General features: G+C 74.5%; 6 protein-coding genes. 3 read left to right on the top strand and 3 right to left on the bottom strand.

What is annotated here, in order from left to right; translation table 11 throughout:
* Nucleotides 1–50: 50 nt before the first annotated feature.
* Nucleotides 51–8,711, bottom strand: a complete 8,661-nt coding sequence (locus tag OG455_RS33050) for a type I polyketide synthase (RefSeq protein WP_266299963.1) — start codon at nt 8,709–8,711, stop codon at nt 51–53.
* A 379-nt stretch (nt 8,712–9,090) separates the two neighbouring features.
* On the opposite strand from OG455_RS33050, the gene OG455_RS33045 reads away from it, so the two are divergent.
* On the top strand, nt 9,091–10,635 hold the full coding sequence (locus OG455_RS33045; protein WP_266299962.1) for an FAD-binding oxidoreductase: 1,545 nt from the start codon (nt 9,091–9,093) through the stop codon (nt 10,633–10,635).
* Nucleotides 10,636–10,764: 129 nt separating this feature from the next.
* Here the strand turns inward: OG455_RS33045 and OG455_RS33040 are convergent, their stop codons facing one another.
* Complete coding sequence (locus tag OG455_RS33040; RefSeq protein ID WP_266299961.1) at nt 10,765–12,315, bottom strand: hypothetical protein; 1,551 nt, start codon at nt 12,313–12,315, stop codon at nt 10,765–10,767.
* Entirely contained in the window at nt 12,300–13,136 is an 837-nt protein-coding gene (locus OG455_RS33035; protein WP_266299960.1) for an ABC transporter ATP-binding protein, read from the bottom strand. Before OG455_RS33035 ends, OG455_RS33040 begins: the two co-directional genes overlap by 16 nt.
* Before the next feature lie 369 nt (nt 13,137–13,505).
* Between OG455_RS33035 and OG455_RS33030 the strand changes: the two genes are divergently transcribed.
* The gene (locus tag OG455_RS33030; RefSeq protein ID WP_266299959.1) at nt 13,506–14,411 is read left to right on the top strand and encodes a hypothetical protein; all 906 of its coding nucleotides are present in this window, start codon (nt 13,506–13,508) and stop codon (nt 14,409–14,411) included.
* 137 nt (nt 14,412–14,548) lie between these two features.
* Entirely contained in the window at nt 14,549–16,042 is a 1,494-nt protein-coding gene (locus OG455_RS33025; protein ID WP_266299958.1) for a class I SAM-dependent methyltransferase, read from the top strand.
* Nucleotides 16,043–16,075: the final 33 nt, after the last annotated feature.

Below are 16,075 nucleotides of genomic sequence, written 5' to 3'. Positions count from 1 at the left end.
CAGGTCGGCGGGGCACACAGTGGGCGTCGTTACGGGGTGGTCGGCACGGCTCAGGAGAGGCCGAGGTCGTTGTCGAGCAGCTCGAACAGCTCCTCGTCGCTGGCGTCGTCGAGGTCGTGCCCGGCCTGCGGGTCCGCGCCCTCGGCGGGGCCCGCGCCGGAGCCCCAGCCGGCCAGGAAGGCGTAGAGCCGGGCGGCGATCGCGCCGCGCTGCTCGGCCCCTTCGGGGACCTCGCGCAGCACGTGCTCCAGCCGCTCCAGTTCCGCCATCAGGTCGGTGGCGCCCGCACCGCCGGCCGGTGCGGCGGCCGGGGCGTTGGCGGCGTCAGGCCGGGGCGCGGTGGCCTCGACCAGGTACTGGATCAGCGCGGCGACCGTCGGGTGGTCGAAGATCACGGTGACCGGCAGCCGGACGCCGGTGGCGGCGCCGAGCCGGTTGCGCAGCTCGACGGCGGTCAGCGAGTCGAAGCCCAGCTCGGTGAAGGCGCGTTCGATCCGGACCCCGTCCGGCGAGGCGTGGCCGAGCACACCGGCGGTGTGCTCGCGGACCAGCGCGGCCAGCACCCGCTGGCGCTCGGCGGCCGGCAGCGCGGCCAGCCGCTCGGCCTGCGAGGCCTGCCGGCGGTCGCCGAGCTCGGCCGGGGTCCGGCGGGCCGGCACCCGGATCAGGCCCCGCAGCAGCGGGTCGACGGCGCCGGCGGTGGCGCGGGCGCGCAGCGCGGGCAGGTCGAGCCGGACCGGGGCGAGCACCGCCTCACGGTGGCCGAGCGCCGCGTCCAGCAGCGCCATCCCCTCGGCCGCGCCGAGCAGCGGCAGACCGGAGCGGGCCAGCCGCTCCAGGTCGGCGGCGGCCAGGTGCCCGGTCATCCCGCCGTCCTGCGCCCACGGGCCCCAGGCCAGCGAGAGACCCGGCAGGCCCAGCGCGCGGCGCCGGTGGGCCAGCGCGTCCAGGAAAGCGTTGGCGGCCGCGTAGTTGGCCTGGCCGGGGCCGCCGAGCAGGCCCATCACCGAGGAGTAGCAGACGAAATGGGTCACGCTCGGCAGGTCGGCGGTCAGTTCGTGCAGGTGCCAGGCGGCGTCCGCCTTGGGGCGCAGCACGCCGTCCAGGCGCTCGGGGGTGAGCGAGGTGATCACCGTGTCGTCCAGCGCGCCGGCGGTGTGGATCACGGCGGTGAGCGGGTGCGCCGCCGGGAGGTCCGCGAGCAGCGCCGCCAGCTGGTCGCGGTCGGCGACGTCGGCGGCGGCGATCCTCACCTCGGCCCCGGCGGCGGTGAGTTCCGCGTGCAGCTCGGCCGCGCCCGGAGCCGCCGCGCCGCGCCGGCTGACCAGCAGCAGGTGCCGGGCGCCGTGTTGGGCCACCAGATGACGTGCCGTCAGGGCGCCCAGCGAGCCGGTGCCGCCGGTGATCAGCACGGTGCCCTCGGGATCCAGCGGGGCGGCCTCGGCGGGGGCGGCCTCGGCGCGGGCCAGTCGGGGCGCGAGCGCCTGCTCACCGCGCAGGGCGAGTTGCGGCTCGCCCGAGCCGAGCGCGGCAGCCAGTGCGGCGGCCAGCGCGGCCGCCGTGGACGGTGCGGCGTCGACGTCCAGCAGCACGATCCGGCCCGGGTGCTCCGACTGCGCGGAGCGCAGCAGGCCGCGCACGGCGGCGGCGGCCAGGTCGACCTGCGGGTCGGCGGTGCCGGTGGTCAGCGCGCCCTGGGTGACCACCACCAGTCGGGCGGCGTCGAGGCGGTCGTCGGCGAGCCAGCTCCGCACCAGCTCCAGCGCGCGGTAGGCGGCCGCGCGCACGTCCAGCGGCGGGCGGCCGCTCGCCCCGGCGGCCAGCGCGTAGGCGATCACGGTGCGCTCGCCGGCCACCGCCTCGCCGTCGGGGGCCAACGACTGGGCGAAGGTGTCGAAGTCCGGGTAGTGCTCGGTCCGCAGCCCGGCCCGCTCCAGTGCGGCCGTCAGCTCGAAGCGGTCGGTGCCGAGCAGGGTCCAGGAGTCGGCCGGCTCCGGACGGGCGTCCTGCCGGGACTGGACGGGCTGCCAGTCCAGCCGGTGCAGCGGCAGCCGGCCGGACGCGGGGGCGGCCAGCGCGCCGGGTGCCACCGGGCGCAGGGAGAGCGCGGCGACCTGGGCCACCGGCTCGCCCAGCCCGTCGGCGAGCAGCAGCGCGACGCTGTCCGTGCCGGTCGGGGTGACCCGCACCCGCAGTGAACCGGCGCCCGGCGCCTGGACACTGACGCCGGTGAAGGCGAACGGCAGCAGCAGCGGCGCGGGTTCGGTGCCGGCGGGGGTGTTGGAGGCCAGCAGCACGGCGTGCAGGGCCGCGTCGAGCAGGGCGGGGTGCAGGCCGTAGGCGGCGGCGTCCGCGCGGAACTCCTCGGGCAGCGCCACCTCGGCGTAGATCTCCGTGCCCGACTGCCAGGCGGCGCGCAGGCCTTGGAAGGCGGGGCCGTACTCGTAGCCGCGGGCGGCCAGCGCGGTGTAGCCGGCCTCGACGTCCAGCGGGACGGCGGCGGCGGGCGGCCAGGGCGCGAGGGCGGTGGACTGCTGGGGGGCGGCGAGTGGCTCGGGGGCCGCGTCGGTGATCAGGCCGGTGGCGTGCCGGGTCCAGGCGGCCTCGGCGAGCGGCTCGGCGCCCTCCGGCGAGGAGTACACCTCGACGGCGCGCGCCCCGCGCTCGTCCCGCGCGCCGATCCGGACCTGGATCCGCACCTCGGCGTCCTCGGGCAGCGGCAGCGGGGCCTGCAGGGTGAGCTCCTCGACCGTCCGGGCCTCCAGCAACTGGCCTGCCTGGTGCAGGAGTTCCAGGAAGGCGGTGCCGGGGAGCAGCACGGTGCCGGCCGCGGCGTGGTCCAGCAGCCAGGGATGCGTGCGCAGGGCGAGGCGGCCGCTGAGCACCACGCCGTCGCCGGTCGCGGCGGGGAGCGCGACGCTCAGCAGCGGGTGGCCGACCGGGACCAGCCCGAGGTCGGCCGGGTCGCCGGCGGCGCCGGTGCGGGCCGGCGGCCAGTGGTCCTGACGCTGGAAGGCGTAGGTGGGCAGCTCCACCCGCCGCTCGGCGGCCGGCAGCAGGGTGGTCCAGTCCACGTCCACACCACTGGTGAAGGCCTGCGCCAGCGAGCGGACGAAGCGCTCCGCACCGCCCTCGTCACGCCGCAACGTGCCGAAGGCCGCCGCCTCGATGCCGAGTTCGGCGAGCGTGTCCTCGATCGCCGGGGCCAGCACCGGGTGGGCGCTGACCTCGATGAAGGTGCGGTGCCCCGCCTGGGCCAACTGCGTGACCGCGTCCTGGAACAGCACCGGATAACGCAGGTTCTCGTACCAGTAGTCCGCGTCCAACTCCGGCCCGGAGAACCACTCACCACGAATCGTGGAGAGCATCGGCACCTGCCCGGCCCGCGGCACCACCGAGGACAGCGCCGCCTTCACCTCCGCCTCCACCGGCGCCACCTCCGGCGAATGCGACGGGAACGCCGCAGCGATCCGCCGCGCCCGCACCCCCCGCACCTCACACAACTCCAACAACCGCTCCAACGCCCCGAACTCACCCGACACCGCGACCGTCGCCGGACCGTTCACCGCCGCCACGTACAGCCGGCCACCCACCTCGGCGACCAACTCCTCCACCAACACCCGCGAAGCGAACAACGACACCATGCTGCCCACATGCGCGATCCGCTCCATCACCCGCGCCCGCAACACACTGATCCGCGCCGCGTCCTGGAGCGACAGCACCCCCGCCACATGCGCGGCCGCCACCTCACCCTGCGAATGACCCACCACCGCCGCCGGCTCCACCCCCGCGGCCCGCCACACCGCCGCCAACGACACCATCACCGCGAACAACACCGGCTGCAACACCCGCACACCCGCGAACTCGGCCCCGTCACCCGCCAACACCTCGGCCAACGACCAGTCCACCAGAGGCGCCAGCGCCGCCTCACACTCCGCGATCGACCCCGCGAACACCGGCGACACCCGCATCAACTCCCGGGCCATCCCCACCCACTGCGTCCCCTGCCCCGGGAACACGAACACCGGACGATCACTACCGGCCGCCACCCCCCGCACCACCGCGGGGGACTCCGCACCCGAGGCCAGCACCCGTGCGCCGTCGAGCAGTTCGACCAACCCCTCACCCAGCACCACCGCCCGGTCCTCGAACACCGACCGCTCGCGCACCAGGGAGGCCGCCACCGCCGCCGGATCCAGGTCGAGCGCCTGGTCACCGGCGAAGGCCGCGAGCCGGCCCGCCTGGCCGGCCAGCGCGTCACCACCGCGCGCCGAGAGCACCCAGGGCGCCGACCGGACATCCAGCACCGGCCGCCGCTCAACTGATGACGCGTCAGCTTCCGTTGCCTGCTCGATGATCGCGTGCGCGTTGGTGCCGCTGATGCCGAAGGAGGAGACCGCACCCCGGCGCGGCCGGGGCGCCTCGGGCCAGGCCCGGGCCTCGGTCAGCAGCCGCACCGCGCCCGCCGACCAGTCGACCCGGGAGGTGGGCGCGTCCACGTTCAGGGTGCGGGGCAGCACGCCGTGCCGCAGCGCCAGCACCATCTTGATCACGCCCGCCACCCCGGCGGCCGCCTGGGTGTGCCCCAGGTTGGACTTGAGCGAACCGAGCCAGAGCGGCCGGTCCGCCTCGCGGCCTTGGCCGTAGGTGGCGAGCAGGGCCTGCGCCTCGATCGGGTCGCCCAGCTTGGTTCCCGTGCCGTGCGCCTCCACCACGTCGACCTGATCGCCCGTCAACTCCGCGTCGGCCAGCGCCTGCCGGATCACCTTGCGCTGCGCCAGGCCGTTGGGCGCGGTCAGACCGTTGCTCGCGCCGTCCTGGTTGACCGCCGTGCCGCGCACCACGGCCAGCACCGGGTGACCCAGGCGCCGCGCGTCGCTGAGGCGCTCCACCAGCAGCACGCCCACGCCCTCGCCCCAGCCGGTGCCGTCCGCCGCCTCGGCGAAGGCCTTGCACCGGCCGTCGGGCGACAGCGCCTGCTGGCGGCTCAGCTCCACGAACATGCCGGGGGTCGGCATCAGCGCCGCGCCGCCCGCCAGCGCGAAGTCGCACTCGCCGCGCCGCAGCGCCTGGACCGCCAGGTGCAGGGCCACCAGCGAGGAGGAGCAGGCCGTGTCCACGGTCAGCGCCTGGCCCTCCAGGCCGAGCAGGTAGGCGATCCGCCCGGAGGCGAGGCTGATCGAGGCGCCGGTCAGCCGGTGTCCGTCCGTCCCGTCGCCGGACTCGAAGAGGCGCGGTCCGTACTGCACGTCGGTGGCGCCGACGAAGACGCCGGTGCGGCTGCCGCGCAGCTCGCCCGGGACCAGGCCGGCCCGCTCGATCGCCTCCCAGCTGGTCTCCAGCAGCAGCCGCTGCTGCGGGTCCATCGCCTGCGCCTCGCGCGGGGAGATGCCGAAGAAGCCCGCGTCGAAGCCGGCGATCCGCTCGACGAACGAGCCCTGCCGGGTGTACGAGGCGCCGGCGGCGGCCGGGTCGGTGTCGAAGAGCCGTTCCAGGTCCCAGCCCCGGTCGGTGGGGAACTCCCCGACGGTGCTGCGCTCGCCCGCGATCAGCTCCCAGAGCTGCTCGGGGGTGCTGATGCCGCCGGGGAAGCGGCAGCCGATGCCGAGGATCGCGATCGGCTCCTCGGGCCCGGTGGCGGCGCGGCGGGCGGTGGCGCGGCGGGTGGCGGCGGCCTGCTCCTGGTCGGCGTCGCGGTCGGGGTCCGCGCCGGCGCGGGCGGCGTCGAGGTGGCGGGCCAGGGCGCGCGGGGTGGGGTGGTCGAAGGTGACGGTGGTGGGCAGCCCCAGGCCGGTGGCCTCGGCGAGCTGGGTGCGCAGCCGCACGACGAGCAGCGAGTCGAAGCCCAGGTCGCGGAAGGAGAGATCCGGCTCGACCTGCTCGGCCGCCTCGTGCCCGAGCAGCGCGGCGGCGTGCGCGCGGACCAGCGCCAGCGTGTCGCGCCCGCCGGGGAGCGGCGCGGGCCGCACGGGGGTGGCGCCGGCGACAGCGGGAGCGGGAGTGGCGGGGATGGTCTCGGCGGTGTCGAACCAGTGGCGGCGGCGCTGGAAGGCGTAGGTCGGCAGGTCGACCGTCCGGGCGTGGCCGCCCGTCGGCAGGGCCGGCCAGTCCAGCGCGGTGCCCCGGGTCCAGGCGCCCGCGACCGCCGTGAGCAGCGAGCGCACCTCCGGCTCGCCGCCGTGCAGCACCGGGAGCGCGAGCGCGCCGTCCGGCACCAGGGCGGCGAGCACGCTGTCGGGGCCGAGTTCGAGGAAGGTGGTCACGCCCCGCTCGCGCAGGGTGGCGACGCCGTCGGCGAAGCGGACCGCCTCACGGACATGGCGCACCCAGTACTCGGGCTCGGTCAGGTCAGCGGTGAAGTCGCCGGAGACGTTGGAAACCACCGGGATCCGGGGCTGCGCGTAGTCCAACGACTCGGCGACCGCGCGGAACTCGGCCAGCATCGGCTCCATCAGCGCCGAATGGAAGGCATGACTGACCGTGAGCCGCTTGACCTTGCGGCCCTCAGAACGCCAGGCCGCCTCCAGTTCGGCGATCGCGCCCTCGGCGCCCGAGACGACGATCGAATCCGCCGCGTTGACCGCCGCGACATCGACCCCCTCGACCAGCGCGGCGCGGACCTCGTCCTCGGTGCCCTGCACCGCCAGCATCGCGCCACCGGCCGGCAACGCCTGCATCAGCCGCCCACGAGCCGCCACCAACACGCACGCGTCCGCCAGCGACCAGACACCCGCGACATGCGCGGCCGCCAACTCACCGACCGAATGACCGATCAGGTAGTCCGGCGTGACACCCCACGACTCCAGCAACCGGAACAGCGCCACCTCGAACGCGAACAGCGACGCCTGCGTGTAGACCGTCCGACCCAGCAGATCCGAGTCGGCGTCGAACATCACCTCGCGTAGCGGCCGCTCCAACTCCCCGTCGAACCGCGCACACACCGCGTCCAGCGCCTCCGCGAACACCGGGAACCCGGCATACAACTCCCGCCCCGCCTCCGCCCGCTGGCTGCCCTGGCCGGCGAAGAGCAGGGCGAGGTGGCCACTTCCGGCGGTGCCACTCACCACACCGGGCGCCGGGAGGCCCGCCGCCAGTGCGTCCAGCCCGCGCAGCAGCTCGGCGCGGTCGCGCCCGGCCACCGCCGCGCGCTGCTCCAGCGCGGCGCGGGTGGTCGCCAAGGAGAGTGCCACGTCCGCCGGTTCGAGCTCGGGACGGTCGGCGAGGTGTGCGCGCAGCCGGGCGGCCTGCTCGCGCAGCCCGTCCCGGCTCCGGGCGGAGAGCGGCCAGACCAGGGCGGGCGACGCCACCTCGGGCGCCACCACCTCGGCGCGCTCCTGGGCGGGCCCTGAGGCCGGCGCCTCGGCGAGCACCACGTGGCAGTTGGTCCCGCCGATGCCGAACGAGCTGACGCCGGCCACCAGCGCCTCGTCCTCGCGCGGCCACGGGCCCAGCTCCCGCTGCACCGCCAGGCCGAGGTCGGCGAACGGGATGCGCGGGTTGGGGGTGCGGTGGTGCAGGCTGGCGGGCAGCTGACGGTGCGTCAGACTCAGCGCGGTCTTGATCAGTCCGACGATCCCGGCGGCGCCCTCCAGGTGCCCCAGGTTGGTCTTCACCGAGCCGACCCGCAGCGCCTGGCCCCCCGGGCGCCCGGCGCTCAGCGCGGCGCCCAGCGCCGCCGCCTCCAGCGGGTCGCCCGCAGGAGTGCCGGTGCCGTGCAACTCGACGTACTGGACGGCCTGCTGGTCCACTCCGGCACGGGCGCGGGCGGCCTCGATCACCGCGCGCTGCGCCTCGGGGTCGGGCACCGTCAGGCCCGCGCCGCCGCCGTCGTTGTTCACCGCGCTGCCCAGCAGCAGGCAGTGGATCCGGTCGCCGTCGGCCAGCGCGGCGCTCAGCGGCTTGAGCACCACCAGCGCGCCGCCCTCGCCCTTCACGAACCCGGCCGCGTCGGCGTCGAAGGTGCGGCAACGGCCGTCGGGGGCGAGCACACCCGCGCGGGCGGCGCGCAGCAGGCTCTCCGGCGCCAGGTTGAGGTGGACGCCGCCGACCACGGCCAGGCTGCTCTCACCGCGCCGCAGGCTCTGGCAGGCGAGGTGCACCGCGACCAGCGAGGAGGACTGGCCGGTGTCCACGGTCAGGCTGGGCCCGCGCAGGCCCAGGGTGTAGGAGAGGCGGTTGGCCAGCAGCGCGCGGGCCGTGCCGGTGAAGGCGAACGGGCCCACCGCGTCCGGCCCCGCACCGGCCTGCAGGGTGGCGTAGTCGTCCAGGATCGCGCCGACGAAGACGCCGACCGGCTGGTGGCGCAGCGCGTCCGGGGCCGTCCGGGCGTCCTCCAGTGCCTCCCAGCCGAGTTCGAGCAGCAGTCGCTGCTGAGGGTCCATCGCGGCGGCCTCGCGCGGCGAGACGCGGAAGAAGGTGTCGTCGAAGCCGTCGACCTGGTCCAGGAAGCCGCCGAACGGAGGGCAGTCGGCCGGCAGCGCGCCGCCGAAGCGGTCGGCGGGCGGCGCGGTGACGGCGTCCACGCCGTCCCGCAGCAGGCTCCAGAACTCCTCGGGACCGCCGGCACCAGGCACCCGGCAGGCCATTCCGACGACGGCGATCGGCTCGTCGATGTTCCGCTCGTCGGCGGTTCCGGCGGTTCCGGCGATTCCGGTGATTTCGGCGTTGCCTTCGGGGTGACCGGTGCGGGACTCAGGCCGAGTATTCGTCATTACCCTTTTCCAACCCCTTTGGCCGGTCACCTGAACGCCGGATGCAACGCCCGGATGCAACGCCCGGCGGCAGGCCTGTGCCACCCCCGGTGCAATAGACGGCGCTCACGCTACTGAGCAGGCCCGGGGCGGCCAACCCCTATAATCCCCTAGCGCGTTCTCGCGGTTGACGAGGTGCCGGGAGCTGCGATATCCCCTAGTACGCGGGGGTGTGACCGGAACGGCGTGCAGCGGCCGGCCGCGGCCCGACAATTCCCATTCCCAGATGCGCGGACGCGGATATTCTCCCACGTTCCGCCGACGGGCCCCCGCCCTTTCGAAACCCGAACGTGCCCTGCCGGCGCCCGCTCCCGGGTCCGGCCGAGTGGGAGAAGCGTCCATGCCACTGACCGCAGAACAGCAGCACACCACCACGCAGCAGGTGCTCGCCATCGGCCCCGAGGACCCGCGCTACGCGGACCTCACCCGGGGCTGCAACCAGCGCTTCACCAGCCGGCCCGACCAGGTCTACCTGATCCGCTCCACCGCGGACGCCGTGCAGGCGGTGCAGGAGGCGGTGGACGCCGGCCGGCCGATCTCGATCCGCAGCGGCGGCCACTGCCAGGAGCCGCTGGTGGACAGCCAGGAGGTGCGGGCGCTGCTGGACATGTCCGAGCTGCGCGCGGTGACCTTCGACGCCGAGCGGCGGGCCTTCGGGATCGAGCCGGGCCTCACCCTGGGCGAGATGTACCGCACGCTCTTCAAGAACTGGGGCGTCACACTGCCCGGCGGCTCCTGCCCCTCGGTGGGCATCGGCGGCCACATCGCGGGCGGCGCCTACGGTCCGCTCTCCCGCCGCCTGGGCTACCTGGTCGACTACCTGTGCGGGGTCGAGGTGGTGGTGGTCGACGCGGACGGCACCGCGCGCGCGGTGACCGCCACCGACGCGGCCGACGACCCCAACCGCGAGCTCTGGTGGGCGCACACCGGCGGTGGCGGCGGCAACTTCGGCGTGGTCACCAAGTACTGGCTGCGCACCCCCGGCGCCCGCGGCGACGAGCCGGGCGACCTGCTGCCCCGCCCGCCGCACTCGGTGCTGCTGGGCTACGTGGTCTGGCCGTGGGAGGGCATGGACGAGGCCAACTTCAGCCGCCTGGTGAAGAACTACGTCACCTGGTACGAACGCAACAGCGGCGCCGACTCGCCCTACCTCGACCTCTACAGCGGCCTGCTGCTGCCGCACCGCACGGCCGGCGGCATCATGATGAACGTCCAGATGGACGCCGACGCGCCGAACGCCGCCGAGCTGTTCCAGAAGTTCGGCGAAGCCGTGCTGGACGGGGTGACCGTGCCGCCGGTGATCGTCGAGCGCCAGCACCTGCCGTGGTACCGGGCCACCCTGTGGAACGGCCTCTACACCAGCGGCGGCCTGGAGACCCAGCGCTCCAAGGTGAAGGCGGCCGACATGCGGGCCCGCTACACCGACGAGCAGGTGGCCACCTGCTACCGCTACCTGACCACACCGGACTACGCCAACTCCTCCGCCGCGCTGATGTTCGTCGGCTTCGGCGGCATGGTCAACGAGCGCGAGACGGACGCGACCGCGATCCCGCAGCGCGACTCGATCCTCAAGCTGGTCTTCTCCGCCTCCTGGATCGACCCGGCCGAGGACGACAAGCACCTGACCTGGCTGCGCGAGTGGTACCGCGACGTGCACGAGGGCACCGGCGGGGTGCCGATCTCCAACGGGATCACCGACGGCACCTACATCAACAACCCGGACACCGACCTGATGGACCCGCAGTGGAACACCTCGGGGGTGCCCTGGTACACGTTCTACTACAAGGACAACTACCCGCGCCTGCAGCGGATCAAGGCCGCCTGGGACCCGCGCGGCGTGTTCCGGCACGCGCTCTCCATCCAGCCCCCCGGCGCCGAGGACTGAGCCGGCCCGCCACCCACGGCGAAGGCGCCGGCCCCCGCGAGGGGACCGGCGCCTTCGCCGTGCAAGGTGCGTGCAAGGTGCGCACGAGGTGCGTACGAGGTGCGTACGAGGTGCGGCGTGCGGGCCGGCTCAGGTGGCCGGCCTGCGCACCAGCGAGAAGAGCTCGGGCCCGCGGGTCTCCAGCCGCTGCTGCGCCACCCGGCCCAGCCACCAGCAGAGCAGCGCGCCCCAGCCGATGCCCACCGGCACCGCCAGCCACTCCAGCGCCCCGACCCCGGCCGCCGTACCGGCGATCAGCAGCGCGGCGGCGGGCAGCAGCGTGATCACCGGCAGGGCGATCAGCATCAGGTTGACCTTGACCTGCCGCGGCGGGGTGGGCCCGCCGTCCGCCGAGAGCGGGAACATGGTCAGCACCGAGACCAGCACCAGCACACCGGTGGCACCGGCGACCAGCGCCGGCTCCGCGGCCAGCACCCACGGCCAGGCCCAGTGCTGCCCGCTGATCGCGGTGAGCACCACGGTCAGCAGCAGCCCGACCGGGCCGACCACCAGGAACCAGGCCCACTGCCGCCCGCGCACGTCCGCCCGCTCGACCCGCGGCGTCACCAGGGTGAGCCAGAGCGCGGAGCCGTCGTCGCCGTAGAGGTTGGTGAAGCAGGCCGCCGCGATCACGGTGAAGAGCAGCCCCGCGAAGGGCAGCATGATCGTGGTGCCACCGAGCGAGGGGATCACGCAGGCCAGCACGCCCACCAGGAAGGCGATCATCAGCTGCAGGCTGCGCAGCATCGAGCGCGAGTAGAGCCGCAGTTCCTTGCCGATCACCGCGCCGAGCGGGGTGGACGGCAGGATCGGCTTGCCCGCCTTGCGGGAACTGCGCGGGGCCTTGGTGGACTTGCCCTTCACCGAGAGGGTGAGCCGGCGCCGCAGCAGCGGCGGCCACACCAGCACCAGGGCGCCGATCAGCAGCACCAGGCCGCCGAGCGAGAGCGCGACCACGGCCCAGTCGGAGCGCCCGGCCGCGTCCACCGCCACCGCGCCCCACCCCGAGGGCAGCAGCCGCACGGTGTGCGCGAGGACCGGGGAGTTGCCGCTGGTCAGCTTCTTGGCGATCAGCGGCACCACCGCGGAGGCCAGCGACAGGCCGGTGATGACGAGGGCGACCAGCATCGAGCCGAAGTCGCGCCCGCGCCGGGAGGAGATGGTCGGGCCCATCACGCCGATCGCCACCGTGGAGGCGACCACCGCGAGCGCCAGCTGCAGCAGCACCGCGGCCACCCCGACCAGCGCGGCCGCCGCGCCCGACTGGGCACCGTAGGCGATCAGGCCGGCGAAGGCGAGCAGGCTGAAGACCAGCGAGACGTTGGCGAAGGCGGCGCCGAGCATCGCGTTGGCCAGCTTGCGGGCCGGGATCGGCAGCAGCTTGAAGTAGTCCAGGCGCAGCGTGCTGTCGTCACCCGCCAGCACCGGTCCGGTGACCCAGCCGAGCAGCCAGCCGAAGCTGAGCGTGGCCAGCACGTCGGCCCCCGCCCCGGGACGGGCGTAGTGCACCAGGCCCGCGCTGAACGAGCCGAAGGCGAGGAAGGTGATGAAGAGGACCATCGCGAGCGTGCCCCAGATGCGCTTGCCCTGGGCCTGCTTGCGCATGATCACCGTGCGCATCTCGATCAGGACGCCAACCATGACAGCCCTTCCGCGCCGCCCGTGCGGGCCCCGACGATGTGCACGAAGGCGTCCTCCAGCGACTGGCCGCCGCGGACCTCGTCGAGCGCGCCGTAGGCCTCGACCCGGCCCTTGGCGATCACCGCGACGTGGTCGCAGAGCCGCTCGACCAGCGCCATCACGTGGCTGGAGAAGACCACCGAGCCGCCGGAGGCGACGAAGCGCTGCAGGATGGTGCGGATGGTCGCGGCGGAGACCGGGTCGACCGCCTCGAACGGCTCGTCCAGCACCAGCAGCTTGGGGCCGTGCAGCAGCGCGGTGGCCAGGGTGATCTTCTTGCGCATGCCGGTGGAGTAGTCCACCACCACGGTGGACTCGGCCGAGTCCAGCTCCAGCACCCGCAGCAGCTCGTCGGCGCGCTGCTCGACCACCTCGCGCTCCATGCCGCGCAGCAGGCCGAGGTAGGTGAGCACCTCACGCCCCGTCAGCCGGTCCGGCAGCGCCATGCCGTCGGGCAGCACCCCGATCAGCGCCTTGGCGGCCACCGGGTCGGTCCAGACGTCGCGGCCGAAGATCCTGGCGGTGCCGCCGTCGGGGCGCAGCAGGCCGGTCGCCATGGAGAGCGAGGTGGTCTTGCCGGCGCCGTTGGGGCCGACCAGCCCGAAGAACGAGCCGCGCGGCACCACCAGGTCGATGTGGTCCACCGCGACGTTCTCGCCGAACTGCTTGAAGAGTCCGGAGAACTCCAAGGCGGGCGCCTGCTCGCTCTGCTCCAGCGGTTCGGTCGCCAACTCGGTCTCCTCGTACGGGGCGGCCTCGGCAGGCCGCGCTACTCGGTTCATGGGCCGATCTCCAGATCACGAAGGGGTCGTGTGCCAGTGGACGAGAACCCGGGCCTGGCCACGAACTCCTCCCAGCATGTGCATGTCAGTCAATGTTCTGGTAGGGCGGGCCCCATCAGAGCAGCTCCGCCCCCACACGCGCAGGCACTTTACGCTCCATGTATAGCCTGCTCACAGTGGGTTGCCACCCGCCGATCGGCGGGCCGACCCCCCTAACTTCGGATCAGGGGTACCGGGAGGGGGCGCATCGGACACCAACGACCGGGGGCGCGGGGTTTAGGGGGTTCTCCAGGGGTGTGGGCCGATCGACGGGCGCGGTTACGTTACCCGCGAACCCATCACGTAACCCCCGTCAGGAAGCAGAGGACCATGGCCGAAGCGCAGCGGACCACGGCCGAATCCCCGGCCTGGCGGACCTCGGGACCGGCCAGGACCACCGACCGCGGCAGCGGCAGCGGCAGCGGCAGCGGCAGCGAAACCGGCACCGGCACCGGCACCGGCACCGACCAGTCGGCCGAGCAGTCGGCCGAGCAGGGCGTCATCCTGGCCGTCGACTTCGCCGCCACCGGCCGCCCCGACGCCGGGTTCGGCCAGCTGGTACCGCAGTTGGGCACCGACCTGGCGCTCTGGGAGACCCTGGTGCCGGCCCCCGGCGAGGAGCGGGAGCTGACCGGTGAGGACTACCTGGAGCGCTGGAGCGGCCAGTTGCGCGCGGCCGGCCCGCGGGTGGCGGCCGTCTTCGGCTACTGCGCCTCCAGCGTCTTCGCACTGGCCCTCGCCGAGCGGATCGGCCGCTGGCAGGCCAGGCCCGCGGTGGTCCTCTTCGACCCGACCGCGATCACCGGCCCCACCGTGCTGCGCTACGGCTTCCACCGGGTGATCGACTCGCTGGCCGCGGTGCTCGGCGCCGAGGCGGTCGAGCAGGCCCGCGCCGAGGCCGCGGCGGCCACCGAACGGACGCCCGAACTGCTGCCGCTGACCGAGGAGTTCCTGCGGATCTACCAGGCGGCCGGCCAGGCCGCCTTCGCCAAGCTGGGCCTCGGCGCCGACCGGGCCGAGGAGTTGGTGGCCTGGTTCCGCAGCTACCTGCACTACGTGGTCGCCGCGAGCGAGCTGAGCGTCTCCCCCGACCTGAGCGGGGTCACCACGATCCGCGCCAACGACCTGCCCGCGGGCTTCCTCCAGGCCCCGCGGGAGCTGCGCTTCGACGTCGAGCACACCGGCCTGCTGGGCCATCCCGAGGTCGCCCGCGCCGTCGCCGACCTGCTCGGCTGAGCCCCGCCCCGTCTCGCAGCACGCCCGCAGCACGCCCGCGGCGCGCCCGCCGACGCGATCCGCGGCGCACCGCCGGCACCGCCAGCGCCGTCCGCAGAGCAATCCCAGAGCAATCCGCAGAGCAGGAGAGCCCCCAGATGCCCACCGCACCCTTCGACCAGGCCGACCTCGACCAGGTCGCGCAGGCCCTGACCGCACTCCCCCAGGTACTGCGCGCGCGGGTGGCGAGCGAGTTCACCCCGGCGGGCGAGCCGCGGCTGACCGCCCATCTCACCCTCGCCGAGCAGCCCGAGGCCGAGCGCGAGCCGGAGGTGGAGCAGCAGCGGGTCGACGAGTGGCAGCAGATCTACGAGTGGGTCTACGGCGAGCTGCCCGCCTCCGGCGGCTTCGGCGACAACTTCGTCGGCTGGCACAGCAGTTACTCCAGCTTGCCGATCCCGCTGGACGAGATGCGGGAGTGGCGCGACGCCACCATCGCCCGGATCCTGGCGCACCGCCCGCGCCGGATCCTGGAGATCGGTGTCGGCACCGGCCTGCTGATGGCCCATCTGGCCCCGCACTGCGAGCAGTACACCGCCACCGACTTCTCCCCCACCGTGGTGGCCTCGCTCACCGGCCAGCTGGCCGCGCTGCCCGCCGACGGCGCCGGGGCCGGGGCCGGGGCCGGGCTCGCCGACCGGGTCGAGTTCCTGGTCCGGGAGGCCAACGACTTCACCGGCCTGGCCGAGGACCACTACGACCTGGTGGTGATCAACTCGGTGATCCAGTACTTCCCGAACGCCGACTACCTGGCCGAGGTCATCACCGGCGCGCTGCGCCACCTGCGCCCCGGCGGCGCGGTCTTCGCCGGCGACATCCGCAACCTGCGGCTGCTGCCCAGCTTCCGCACCGCCATCGCCGGACGCGGCCTGCTCGGGCTCGGCGAGCCGGAGCAGGCGCTGGCGGCGGTGCGGCAGAGCAGCCAGGACGAACGCGAACTGCTGATCGACCCCGACTTCTTCGCCGCCGTGCGGCGGCAGAGCCCGCTGGCCGGGGCGCTGGAGATCCAGGTCAAGCGGGCCGCCCACCACAACGAGCTGAGCCGCCACCGCTACGACGCCGTGCTCTACCGCTCCCCCGCCCCGGCCCTGGAGCTCGACGACGCCGAGCAATTGGACTTCACCGGCGCCGAGGACCTGCGCAAGCGGCTCACCGAGGACCGCCCGGCCGCCCTGCGGCTGGTGTCGGTGCCGAACCTGCGGGTCCGCCACGAGAGCGCCGCCGCCCGGCTGCTGGAGCAACTGGCGCCGCTGGAGCAGGTGGTGGCCGAGCTGGAGCCCACCGAGCCTACCGGCGCCGACCCCGAGGACTTCTACCGCCTGGCCGAGGAACTCGGCTACCGGGCCGCCGTCACCTGGTCCGCCTCCGGCGCGCCGGACGAGGTCGACGTGGTCCTGGTGCGCGACGCGGACCCGGCCGCGGCGGTGCCCTACCTGCCCAGCGGCTCGCTGGAGCTGCCCTTCACCGCCTACGGCAACGACCCGGCCCGCAACGCCGCTTCCGCCGCGCTGCTCACCGCGCTGCGCGGCAAGCTGGCCGCCGTGTTGCCGGCGCACCTGGTGCCGGCCGTCCTGGTCCTCGACGCCTCCTGACCCGCGCCCGCGCCCGCTCCGGCCGGCGCCGCG

It is taken from the genome of Kitasatospora sp. NBC_01287 (assembly GCF_026340565.1).
Classification (GTDB): Bacteria; Actinomycetota; Actinomycetes; order Streptomycetales; family Streptomycetaceae; genus Kitasatospora.
The sequence above is the reverse complement of the archived record's forward strand: the minus strand, read 5'-3'. Positions and strand labels throughout refer to the sequence as shown.